The organism is Bradyrhizobium sp. SZCCHNR1051, assembly GCF_032489615.1.
Taxonomy (GTDB): domain Bacteria; phylum Pseudomonadota; class Alphaproteobacteria; order Rhizobiales; family Xanthobacteraceae; genus Bradyrhizobium.
The window spans coordinates 78,724-90,741 of record NZ_JAUEYJ010000026.1 but is presented as its reverse complement, the minus strand read 5'-3'; the positions used below and the strand labels follow the sequence as shown (position 1 = coordinate 90,741).

9 protein-coding genes and 1 pseudogene are annotated in these 12,018 nt (G+C 65.0%); 6 read left to right on the top strand and 4 right to left on the bottom strand.

The window, feature by feature from the left end; translation table 11 throughout:
- The first annotated feature begins 88 nt into the window (after positions 1-88).
- From ribB to QW868_RS28260, 3 genes are all read left to right on the top strand, one after another.
- Positions 89-1,165 (top strand): 3,4-dihydroxy-2-butanone-4-phosphate synthase, encoded by a 1,077-nt coding sequence (ribB, locus tag QW868_RS28270; protein WP_315740903.1) that lies wholly within the window; start codon positions 89-91, stop codon positions 1,163-1,165.
- 64 nt (positions 1,166-1,229) lie between these two features.
- The gene (locus tag QW868_RS28265) at positions 1,230-2,444 is read left to right on the top strand and encodes an acyl-CoA dehydrogenase (RefSeq protein WP_315715517.1); all 1,215 of its coding nucleotides are present in this window, start codon (positions 1,230-1,232) and stop codon (positions 2,442-2,444) included.
- 172 nt (positions 2,445-2,616) lie between these two features.
- Positions 2,617-3,534: an MBL fold metallo-hydrolase gene (locus QW868_RS28260; RefSeq protein ID WP_316232052.1), complete on the top strand. Its 918-nt coding sequence runs from the start codon at positions 2,617-2,619 to the stop codon at positions 3,532-3,534.
- 108 nt (positions 3,535-3,642) lie between these two features.
- Here QW868_RS28260 and QW868_RS28255 read toward each other — a convergent pair whose 3' ends face one another.
- The 3 genes from QW868_RS28255 to QW868_RS28245 form a co-directional block, all read right to left on the bottom strand.
- On the bottom strand, positions 3,643-4,503 hold the full coding sequence (locus QW868_RS28255) for a DUF1499 domain-containing protein (protein ID WP_315758050.1): 861 nt from the start codon (positions 4,501-4,503) through the stop codon (positions 3,643-3,645).
- A 133-nt stretch (positions 4,504-4,636) separates the two neighbouring features.
- Positions 4,637-5,854: an MFS transporter gene (locus QW868_RS28250; protein ID WP_315796895.1), complete on the bottom strand. Its 1,218-nt coding sequence runs from the start codon at positions 5,852-5,854 to the stop codon at positions 4,637-4,639.
- A gap of 131 nt (positions 5,855-5,985) precedes the next feature.
- Entirely contained in the window at positions 5,986-7,614 is a 1,629-nt protein-coding gene (locus tag QW868_RS28245) for a fatty-acid--CoA ligase (RefSeq protein ID WP_316232051.1), read from the bottom strand.
- A 120-nt stretch (positions 7,615-7,734) separates the two neighbouring features.
- Here QW868_RS28245 and QW868_RS28240 point away from each other — a divergent pair.
- Positions 7,735-8,799: pseudogene (locus QW868_RS28240) on the top strand (extensin family protein); the annotation flags it as partial.
- 579 nt (positions 8,800-9,378) lie between these two features.
- Here the strand turns inward: QW868_RS28240 and QW868_RS28235 are convergent.
- Positions 9,379-10,059, bottom strand: coding sequence for a L,D-transpeptidase (locus tag QW868_RS28235; RefSeq protein ID WP_315740898.1), 681 nt, complete (start codon positions 10,057-10,059; stop codon positions 9,379-9,381).
- 343 nt (positions 10,060-10,402) lie between these two features.
- On the opposite strand from QW868_RS28235, the gene QW868_RS28230 reads away from it, so the two are divergent.
- Positions 10,403-11,380 carry a magnesium transporter CorA family protein gene (locus QW868_RS28230; protein ID WP_315782504.1) on the top strand — a complete coding sequence of 326 codons (978 nt, stop codon included), beginning with the start codon at positions 10,403-10,405 and terminating at the stop codon, positions 11,378-11,380.
- 423 nt (positions 11,381-11,803) lie between these two features.
- Positions 11,804-12,016: a hypothetical protein gene (locus tag QW868_RS28225; RefSeq protein ID WP_409998085.1), complete on the top strand. Its 213-nt coding sequence runs from the start codon at positions 11,804-11,806 to the stop codon at positions 12,014-12,016.
- Positions 12,017-12,018 lie beyond the last annotated feature (2 nt).

Sequence of the window (12,018 nt, the reverse complement as noted above, 5' to 3'; positions counted from 1 at the left end):
GAAGGCGACCTTCGAACGGCGGTTCCACCGCTCTGGCGCGCGCCTGCGATCCCGGCTAAAGCAGCCCGGAAAAGCAGCGAGACTTGCAATGGCCGACTCGATCCAGGAAGTTCTGTACGCCTTCGCCAAGGGTGAGATGGTCGTCGTGACCGATGACGACGACCGCGAGGGCGAGGGCGATCTCATCGTCGCCGCCTCGCTCTGCACGCCCGACAAGATGGCGTTCATCATTCGCCATACCTCGGGCATCGTCTGCGCGCCGATCACGGCCGACGACGCGCGGCGGCTGCGGCTCGACCCGATGGTCGCGCACAATGATTCCAACCACACCACGGCCTTCACCGTCTCGATCGACTACAAGCCGGACGGTGGCACCGGCATCTCGGCCGAAGAGCGCGCTTCCTGCTGTCGTGCGCTCGCCAACCCGAATGCCGGCGCCGCTGATTTCGCGCGCCCCGGCCACATCTTCCCATTGATCGCGCGTGACGGCGGCGTGCTGCTGCGCTCCGGCCACACCGAGGCGGCGGTCGATCTCTGCAAGCTCGCGGGGCTCCCGCCGGTCGGCGTCATCTCCGAGTTGATGAACGACGACGGCACGGTGATGAAAGGCGAGCAGGTCGTTCGTTTCGCCGCGGCCCACAATCTCAAGCATGTCACCATCGCCGATCTGATCTCGTACCGGCAGGCGCGCGAGAAGCTGATCGAACGGGTGTCGACCTTCACGACCGACAGCCCGATCGGGCCGCTGCAGGGCTTCGCCTACCGCTCGCCGTTCGATCCGATCACCCACGCCGCGTTCGTCTATAACGGCATCGGCGACGGCAAGAACGTGCTGACGCGGCTGCACAAGCCCAACATCGTGAAGGATCTGATCGCAGGTCCGCAGCGTATCCAGGCGGTGCTGCAGCACTTCAAGCAGGCCGGTCGCGGCGTGCTGATCTATCTGCGCGACGGGGCGGCCGGCGTTCCCGTCGAGCCGGTCGAAGAGCCGCACACCGCGGAGGCCGATCGCCATCGTCAGTGGCGCGAGGTCGGCGTCGGTGCGCAGATCCTGCGTGATCTCGGCGTGACCTCGATCCGGAACCTGACGTCGTCGGCGCATGACTACAAGGGCCTGTCGGGTTTCGGCATCGAGATCGTCGCCAACGAGCGGCTTGAAGGCTGAACTTCCAGGATTTAACCTCTAGACTGCTGCGACCCGTGCGCAGCGAGACGCGAAAGGACCATTCATGAGCGCGCGCCCTCAGGCAAAGGACAAGCCGGCCCAGTCGAGCTTCCAGTGGGACGATCCCTTCCTGCTGGACGATCAGCTGACCGAGGACGAGCGCATGGTGCGTGACACCGCGCGCGCCTACGCCCAGGACAAGCTGCTGCCGCGCGTGACCAAGGCCTATCTCGAAGAGAAAACCGACCGCGAGATATTCAACGAGATGGGCGAGCTCGGCCTGATCGGCATCACCTTGCCGGAGGAATATGGCTGCGCCAATGCGAGCTACGTCGCCTATGGCCTCGTGGCGCGCGAGATCGAGCGGGTCGATTCCGGCTACCGCTCGATGAACTCGGTGCAGTCCTCGCTGGTGATGTATCCGATCTACGCCTATGGCGACGAGAGCCAGCGCAAGAAGTATCTGCCGAAGCTCGCCAGCGGCGAATGGGTCGGCTGCTTCGGCCTCACCGAGCCGGATGCCGGCTCCGATCCGGCCGGCATGAAGACGCGCGCCGAGAAGGTCGCCGACGGCTACCGCCTGACCGGCAGCAAGATGTGGATCTCGAACGCGCCGATCGCCGACGTGTTCGTGGTGTGGGCCAAGTCGGCCGCGCATGACAACCAGATCCGCGGCTTCATCCTCGAAAAGGGCATGAAGGGCCTGTCGGCGCCGAAGATCGGCGGCAAGCTCTCCTTGCGCGCCTCGATCACCGGCGAGGTGGTGATGGACGGCGTGGTGGTGCCGGAGAGCGCGCTGCTGCCCAACGTGTCCGGTCTGAAGGGGCCGTTCGGCTGTCTCAACCGCGCCCGCTACGGCATCTCCTGGGGCGTGCTCGGCGCCGCCGAGGACTGCATGCACCGCGCCCGCCAGTACACGCTGGACCGCAAGCAGTTCGGCAAGCCGCTCGCCGCCACCCAGCTGGTGCAGAAGAAGCTCGCCGACATGGAGACGGAGATCGCGCTTGGCCTGCAGGCGAGCTTGCGCGTCGGCCGCCTGATGGACGAGGGCAAGATGGCCCCGGAGATGATCTCGATCGTCAAGCGCAACAATTGCGGCAAGGCGCTCGACATCGCCCGCGTCGCACGCGACATGCACGGCGGCAACGGCATTTCGATCGAGTATCAGGTGATGCGCCACGCTGCCAACCTCGAGACGGTCAACACCTACGAGGGCACGCATGACGTTCATGCGCTGATCCTGGGCCGCGCCATTACCGGCATCCAGGCGTTCTTCTAAGACTTGTGTCTCGGCCACCCTCACTGTCATCGTCCGCGAAAGCGGACGATCTGGTAAACGCTGGCCTATCGAGACTCAATGCCGTCTCGGAGTACTGGATACCCCGCCTTGGCGGGGTATGACGGGCGGAGAGTGGGGCCGACGAAGTGCCCCAGGCGAAGGAAGGCACGCCATGGCCGACAATGACGACGTCCCGTTCAACCGCAACTTCCCGCTTCCTGCTGGCGTCGTCGACGAGGTTCGGCCGGGCATTCGCCGCGTCCTCTGCAACAATCCGAGCCCCTTCACCTTCACCGGCACCGTCAGCTACATCGTGGGTACCGGCAACGTCGCGATCATCGATCCCGGCCCGGACAACGAGGCCCATGCGCAGGCGCTGCTCGATGCCATCAGAGGCGAGACGGTAACGCACATTCTGGTGACGCACACCCATCGCGATCACTCGCCGAACACCGGCCGGCTGAAGGCCGCGACCGGCGCCACCGTCTATGCGGAGGGCCCGCATCGCGCCTCGCGGCCGCGCTACGAGAGCGAGAAGCACAATCCGGAATCCGGCGTCGACCGCGACTTTGCGCCGGATGTCACCGTTGCTGACGGCGACGTGATCGAAGGGCACGGCTGGCAGCTCGAAGCGGTGGCGACGCCCGGCCATACCGCCAACCATCTCGCCTTCGCCTGGGGCGAGCGCGGCACCACTTTCGTCGGCGATCACGTGATGGGTTGGGCGACCTCGATCGTGGCGCCGCCCGACGGCGCGATGGTCGACTACATGGCCTCGCTGGAGCGGCTCGCCGCGCGACCTGAGGAGTTGTATTTCTCAGGCCACGGCCCGGAAATTCCGGAGGGACCACGCTACACGCGCTTCCTGATGCGCCACCGCCAAGCGCGCGAAGCCTCGATCCTGCATCGTCTCGCCAAGGGCGAGGCTGACATCCCGACGATGGTGCGCGCGATCTACATCGGCATCGACCCGCGGCTCACCACGGCGGCGGGCTACTCCGTTCTCGCCCATCTGGAAGACCTCGTCGCCCGCGGCATCGTCGCAACGGAGGGCGATCCGGTGATCGGCGGGACGTATCGGCTGGTGTAGCGAATAGCGAATAGGGAATAGCGAGTAGGGAATAGCGAGTAGGGGAAGAGTGCGAGCCGGGAAGACTTCATTTCCTATTCGCTACTCCCTATTCGCCATTCGCCCCGCTCACTTCTTCACCGTCTTCGCATTCCCCTTCGCCGCCACCGGCGGCGGCGTGACCTTCTTCACCGGCTTCTGCGCCTCGGCCTCGCCGGCGTTGGACAGGTCCTCGATCAGCTTGGTCACGCGCGCGGCGTTGCTGCCGATATCGGACTCGAAATAGCGCGAGGCGGAGCGGACGTCGACGCGGGAATCCTCGCCGTCGGGCTGGATGCGGATCGAGATGTCCTCGCGGAAGCCCATGATCGGTGTGCGTGCGACGGCCTCGATGCGGCCGACGCGGCGCGGCGGCTGCGGCGCGCGCTCGTCGACCACGAACCATTTGCGCCGGTTGACCAGCTTCAGGGCGATCGCGTAGGCGCGATCGGGCGGCAGCTCGATCTGCACCGGCTCGATGTCCGGATAGAATTTCTGCTGCTGCTCGGCTGAATACAGCCCGGCATAGACGGCCGTGTTGGTGCCGTCGCCGTTGCGGAGCGGCGCCAAAGCCTCGAAGCGCGGCGGATCGATCGGGTCGGTGGTGATGTCGTAGATCTTCGGCAGCTTGCGGTACTGGAGCGCGAGGTAGGCCGGATAGGCCAGCACCACGGCGTCGATCATGAAGGCGAGCAGAATCCGGCTCATGCCGCGGCTGCCGTTGCGCCAGATCGCGACGAAGGCGGCAAGTCCGAGCAGGATCGACAGCGCGGCAAGCCCCAGCGCGCCGAAGAACGTCGCCAGCGCCGGCTTCATCTCCAGAAAATCGAAGCGCAGGATCAGGATCGAGACCAGCACGGCGACGACCGAGAACACCGCCAGATTGCGGGTCCAGGTCGCGAGGCTGGAGATCGGCTCCGACAGATAGGGGGCGTGAAACCTGCGTGCCATCGTGTCAGGAACTGCCGGGTTGGGCCGCTGCCTGCATTGCGCCGGGCGGCCGGGTCATCCGTGTGAGACCACGCGGATGGGGTAAATTCAAGAGGCGTCTGGTCCGGAGAGGGCGGATGATCCGGACACCGTCTCAGGTGCTTTCGCTGGGGCGGATACGCAAGGCCGTCAGCATCAACAGGACGGTCGCGATGGAGAATGCTGCGCCGGTCGTGAACGTCGCCTGCGGCCCATAGGCGTGCCACAGCCAGCCCGCCAGCAGGCTTGCGACGAGCAGCGCACCGCCGGTGACGAGGTTGAAAAGGCCGAAGGCGGTGCCACGCAAGTCCGGTAGGGCGGTATCGGCGACCATCGCCGAGAGCAGCCCCTGCGACAGTCCAAGATAGAGGCCCCAAAGCGCGACGCCGATCGCGGTGCCGATCAGGCCGGGCAGGAATGCCAGCGTCAGGTCGGCGGCTGTCAGCACGACGAGGCCACAGGTCAGCACGTTGCTGCGGCCGATATGGTCGGAAAGGATTCCGGCCGGCATGGCCACGCCGGCATAGACCAGGTTCATCAGCACGTAGACCAGCGGGATCAGGAATAGGGGAAGGCCGTCGGCCTGCGCCTTGAGCACCAGGAACGCCTCGCTGAAGCGGGCCAGCGCGAACACCGCGCCGATGGCGACCACGATCCAATAGGCGCGTGGCAGCCGGCGCAGCTCGCGCGCATGGATCGGCCAATCGCGGCGCGGCACAGGCGCGGTCTCCACCGGTTCGCGCAGGCCGAACAGGATCAGCAGCACGGCGAGCGCGGCCGGCAGTGCCGACCACCAGAACACCGCGCGGAAGTCGTTGGCGTAGAGCGCCATCAGTGCCACGGCGAGGAGGGGGCCGGCAAAGGCGCCGACCGTGTCGAGCGCCTGGCGCAGGCCGTAGCTCGCGCCGCGGATGCCTTCCGGCGTCACGTCGGCGATCAGCGCGTCGCGCGGCGCCTCGCGGATGCCCTTGCCGATGCGGTCGACGAAGCGCGCGGCGAGGATCTGCCACGACGTGCTGGCGAGCGGAAACACCGGCTTGGTCAGTGCCGCCAGCCCATAGCCGATTCCGACCAGAAGCTTGCGCTTGCCGATCCGGTCCGACAGAGCGCCGGAGAACACCTTCGTCACCGCCGCGGTGGCCTCGGCCACGCCTTCGATCAGGCCGATGGTCACCGTAGAAGCGCCGACCACGGTCGCGAGGAAGATCGGCAGCAGCGCGTGGATCAGCTCCGAGGAGATGTCCATCAGGAGCGACACCAGCCCGAGCGTCAGCACCGTCGACGGCACGTCGCGCCATGTCGTGCGCGCGGTCCGTGGTCCTGTCGTGTTCATCACGGCATTGTAGCGATTGGATCTCGTCGAGCCTTGCGCCACGTCAACGCTGTATGCCGGCGGCAATGCAGAACGGCCTCCCCGGTGATGGAGAGGCCGCTCGTAGTGATGCGCCGTTGGAGGTGGCCTGCTCAGGCCGCGGCGTTGGGGAAGCGATAGCTCTTGAACTGGTCGCGCAGCGCGGTCTTCAGGATCTTGCCGGTTGCCGTGTGCGGAATGCCGTCGACGAAGGCGACGTCATCGGGCATCCACCATTTGGCGATCTTGCCTTCCATGTATTTCAGGATGTCCTCGCGCGTCGTCGTCTGGCCGGGCTTCAACTGCACGATCAACAGCGGGCGCTCATCCCATTTCGGATGATAGACGCCGATGACGGCAGCCTCGGCGACGGCGGGATGGCCGACCGCGAGATTCTCCAGGTCGATCGAGGAGATCCATTCGCCGCCGGACTTGATGACGTCCTTGGAGCGGTCGGTGATGCGCATGTAGCCATGTTCATCGACGGTGGCGACGTCGCCGGTGTCGAAGAAGCCTTCATCGTCGAGGATGTTGCTGTCGACCTTGTAGTAGGCCTTCGACACCGCGGGTCCGGACACCTTGAGCCGGCCGAAGGTCTTGCCGTCCCACGGCAGCTCGGTGCCGGCATCGTCGGTGATCTTCATCTCAACGCCGAACGGGGGGAAGCCCTGCGTCTGCAGCACATCGAGCTTGGTGTCGCCCTCGGCGCCGAGGAACGGCGGCTTCAGGGTGGCGAGCGTGCCGATCGGGCTCATCTCGGTCATGCCCCAGGCGTGACGCACGCCGATGCCCATGTCGAGGAAGGCCTGGATCATCGAGCGCGGCATCGCCGAGCCGCCGCACACCACCATCTTCAGATGCGGCAGTTTGAGGTTATGCGCCTGCATATGCTGCAGCAGCATCAGCCACACCGTCGGCACGCCGGCGGTGTAGGTCACCTTCTCGGTGTCGAGCAACTCGTAGACGGACGCGCCGTCGAGCTTGGGGCCGGGCATCACCAGCTTGGTGCCCATCGAGGGAGCGGAGAAGGCAATGCCCCAGCTGTTGGCATGGAACAGCGGAACCACCGGAAGCATTGTGTCTGCTGCGGACGTACCGAGTGAATCCCGGCTATTGGCCATCAACGCATGCAGCACGTTGGACCGATGCGAATACAGCACACCTTTCGGATCGCCCGTGGTGCCGGACGTGTAGCACATCGCGGCTGCGGTGTTCTCGTCGAAGGTCCCCCAGGCGAAATCGCCGTCGGCCTCGCCGATCCACGATTCGTAGGCGACGGCGTTCTTGAGCGTCGTCTGCGGCATGTGCGCGGCGTCGGTCAGCACGATGTAGCGCTCGACGCTCGGCAGCTTGTCGGCGAGCTTCTCGAGGATCGGCACGAACGTCAGATCGGTGATGACGATGCGGTCCTGGGCATGGTTGATGATCCAGCCGATCTGCTCGGGAAACAGGCGCGGATTGACCGTGTGACAGATCGCGCCGATTCCCATGATGCCGTACCAGACCTCGAGATGGCGGCCGGTATTCCAGGCGATGGTGGCGACGCGGTCGCCCAGCTTGATGCCGTCGCGCGTCAGCTTCTGCGAGACCTTGAGAGCGCGGTCGTGGATTTGCCGATAGGTGGTGCGAACGATGGGGCCTTCGACCGAGCGGGTCACGACCTCCTGGGAGCCGTGGATTGTCGCCGCATGCTCGATGATCCGGTGACAAAGCAGGGGCCAGTCTTGCATCAAACCAAGCATCAGGTCGTTCCTCCGGTATTCGCTTGCAGCGAGGGTCTTTTGGTCTCTTTGGTCAATTTTAGCGCGTGCCGCACCCGACGCAAATGGACTTGTGATGGCCACGACGTCGCGCCGGGCGTGATGGTTAGCGCTGTGGCCGTGGCGATCGCATTGAGCTGGCTCATGGCGGCGCCGGCGGCGGCCGCGAAATCAGCGCACCGCAGCCCGCCCGCGGCCTCTGAGCCCGCTGCGAAGCTGGCCGATGGCGTTGCCAAGGTGCCGCTTCCGCAGCCGCGGCCGGCCGACGCGCCGGCGCGGGAGGCGGCCAAGGGCGAGGATGCCGCTCTGCGCGACGAGGCCAGCACCGGTCCAAAGGTGGATGCCAAAGCCCCGCCGCCGCCTTCGGCTTGCAGGCTGGCCCTGACCGAAGAGGTCGCGATCGCGCCGTCGATTCCGCCGATCAAGGGTCCTGGCGGCTGCGGCGGCGAGGATCTGGTGCGGCTGGAGGCGGTGGTGCTGCCTGACAAGCGCAGGGTGGCGCTGACGCCCGCGGCGACCATGCGTTGTCCGATGGCGACTGCGGTCGTCAATTGGGTGCGCGACGATGTGGCGCCGCTGGCCGAACGGCTCGGCAGCGCGGTCACCGCGCTCGACAATTTCGATTCATATCAGTGCCGCGGCCGCAACAATGTCAGCGGCGCGCAGCTTTCGGAGCACGGCCGTGCCAATGCGCTGGACGTCCACGGCTTCAGGCTGGCCGACGGCCGCATGATCGATCTCACCGACCGCACCCAGCCGCGCGATTTGCGCGAGGCGGTGCTGCACGCGGTGTGCACCCATTTCTCCACCGTGCTCGGCCCCGACTCCGACTGGTACCACGAGGATCACATCCATCTCGACCTGATGGAGCGGCGGAACAACTACCGGATCTGCCAATGGGACGTGCTCGACCCGCTGCCGAAGGTCGCGCCCTTGATGCCGGCCGCCCGGCCTGACGATGCGCCGCCGCGCGAGACCGAACAGGCCGGCACTGAACGCTCCAGGAAGACCGCGAGCACCCCGGCCGAGCGCAACGGCACCAGTCGCGGCGTCTCGGCGGAGATGGAGGCCGGAACGTCTACCGCAGCGGACGGCACCGCTCCGTCAGCTGACGAGGGGACCGAACGGTCCGCCGTGGAAGAGCGCTCTCCCGCGCAAAAACCAGCTGATTCGGCCCGCAATCGGCGCACGGCGTCAAAGCCGGCGCCCGAGCAGCAAAAGGTCGAAGCCGCTGCGCCAGAGGCGCGATCCTCGACCGCCAAGCCGCCGGCAGGCGGTCCATCCGCAGTGTCGGACAAAACCCGCGATGCAGCCGGGCGCGACCAGCGCGCGCAGACGAGCCAGAATGGGGAGCGAGCCTTGCCCTCGAAGCCGGCGTCGCGGAAGCGCCATCACAGTCGCCGAAGCTGGGATCCGTTCCGTGGATTGTTCTAGCGCGTGATGAGATGAGGTCTGGTTGCTAGCTGCGAACGAAGGTGCGCTCCCTCTCCCGCTTGCGGGGGAGGGCTGGGGTGGGGGTGTTGCCGCGATTGAGGCTGCCCGAGCGGAGAGAGCCCCCACCCGGCGCTTCGCGCCGACCTCCCCCGCAAGCGGGAGAGGTGAAGCGAGCCTGCGGTTAAGTCGATTCAACCAAGAGGCATCGCGCTCTAGCGCCCAAAACAAAAGAGCGCCGGTTGCCCGGCGCTCTCAAAGAAGGATGCTAAACGCGTTTCTCGGCTTTTGAATTTCGTCCGCCGCAGGCGATGCTTACTGCATCGCAGCGTAGGTGCCGCCGCCCTGCAGCGCCATCTGCGGCTTGTAGGGCGAATCACCCTTCTTCGGATCCAGCACCACGACGATGGTGCCGACCTTCACCCGGTTATAGAGATCGATCGCATCCTCGTTGGTCAGGCGGATGCAGCCCGAGGAGATCGAGGCGCCGATATATTCCGGCTGGTTGGTGCCGTGGATGCGGAACAGCGTGTCCTTGCCGTTGGCATAGAGGTACATCGCGCGCGAGCCCATCGGATTGTCCGGACCGGCCGCCACGAAGGTCGGGACGCCCAGGCGCTCGATCTCGCTCTTGGTCGGATGCCAGGCCGGCCATTCGGTCATGGCCCCGACCTTGGCGATGCCCGACCACGCCATGGCCTCTTCGCCGACGGTGATGCCGTAGCGAATCGCCTTGCCGCCATCGAGCACGTAATAGAGGTAGTGGCTGTCGGAATCGACCACGATGGAGCCCGGGGCTTCCTTGCGGTGATAGTCGACGATTGCGCGCCGATAGGGCTCGGCCACCGGCGTGTTGGTGTAGCGGATCTTCGCGAGAAGCTCCTTGTCCTTCGGCTTGAAGGCCTGGGTGTTGGTCGCCTCGTACGTCGTGGCCTGCATGCAGCCCGACAGCATCAGGCCGGCGGCCAGGAGTCCGAGTTTCACCTTCAGCGACATGTCACCAATTCCAATCGACAGCTGACGTTGCAATGACACGGCCGCGCCACTGCAGCGCGATTCCACATGTCCCATTATCGTCAAAATCGTTCTCAATTCCAGCCGCTACACGCATAGGTCACGCTGCAGCGCCGCGATTGTTGCTTTTCTGCCGCAAAGTTGCGGGCAGTCATCCACAGCTGTGCTCCGAATGGCACGCTCATGCTCCGCTGGGCGTTGCGCGAGCGGCTGCGGGGCATTGGCGAGAAAAGCCCATGGACCGGGCCCGCAGGCTGCGTCACAAGGCAGCAGCATCCCACCGCTAAGTCCCCGAAATTCACGTTTCGCGATTCGGAGTTTGTCCATGTTCTCGGTGTTCGTCCCGTCGGAAGCCGCGCTGAAGAAGATGGCGGTCACCGATCCCGCGGCTCTGCCCGAGAATGCGGTGTGGGTCGACCTGGTCAACCCGAGCAATGCCGAGGATCGGGCCGTCGAAAAGCTGGCCGGGATTGCGGTACCGACCCGCGAGGACATGCAGGAGATCGAGATCTCCAGCCGTCTCTACATCGAGAACGGAGCCCGTTACATGACGGCCACGCTGATGTGTCACTCGGATTCCGATATGCCCAGGACCACGGCCGTCACCTTCATCCTGGCTGGCCACCGTCTCGTGACGGTGCGCTACGACCAGCCGCGCCCGTTCGCCGTGGTGGAGGCCAAGCTCGCCCGCAACTGTGCGCCCGGGATCACCGGCGAGATGGTGCTGATGGAGTTGCTCGATGCGGTAATCGACCGCTGCGCCGACATTCTCGAGAAGGTCGGGGCTGATATCGACCAGGTCAGCCACGAGATCTTCGAGCCTAACAATGAGCGTCACGGCCATGCCAAGCAATATTCGCAGATCCTGATCGCGATCGGCCGCAAGGGCGACCTGACCTCGAAGGTACGTGAGAGCCTGGTGTCGATCGGCCGCCTCGTCACCTTCCTGTCTGCGGTGGTCGAAGGCGTGAAGTGGTCGAAGGACATGCGTGAGCAGCTCAAGACCATGCAGCGCGACGTCGCTTCGCTGACCGACCACGCGTCCTACCTCGCGAGCAAGATCACCTTCGTGCTGGATGCGATGTTAGGCGTCGTCAACCTCGAGCAGAACAACATCATCAAGCTGTTCTCGGTGATGGCGGTGGTGCTGATGCCGCCGACCTTGATCGCATCGATCTACGGCATGAACTTCAAGATGATGCCGGAGCTCGAATGGGTGCACGGCTATCCGATGGCGCTGGTGCTGATGCTGATCTGTGCGATCGTGCCGTACTACATCTTCAAATTGAAGAAGTGGCTGTAGTGCCGCTGGCCTGAAAATCCAGGCTCTACGCGAGAGGGACGAATCTGCGCGAGGCCTGCGGCATTGTGCCGTCATTCCAGGCGATGCCTCATTCGCGCCCTGTTGTTAGCAGCGGCGTAGACATGTCATTGATCGATCGTCATGCTGTCCGTCGCTATGCACTTAAGGTGACACAAGCGGTGAGATGCAACACATAATAGGAAATACTTGTTAGGCCGGCTGCAATGCCGCTGCAAAGCCGCCCCAATTCCTCAGGTAAAATTTGATGGGAACGCTGAACGTTTGATCGAAACTTCTCTGCGATAAATCTGCACCAGCATGACAAACAACGAGCGCCTCGGCGCGTGGCATGCAAGGCAGAGCTCGAGGGCGCGTTCATCGCGCCTTATCCAAGAGGCGGCGGCAATGGTTGAGAAACGCATAATGGCATCGAACAACGTGATCGATCTTGCCAGCTATCAGCGCAGCCGCGCCGACATTGTCGTGGCGTTGTCGCCGCGTACCTGCCGCTACTGCGGCGCCGAACTCGAGGACGACGAGCGCGATGATGATTGCTCCAGCGCTCTCAACGTCGAGTCCGACCGCCTGCGCTGGCGCGCCGCGCAGATTCTGCGCGGTTTGGTGTGCGAAGGCTGAAC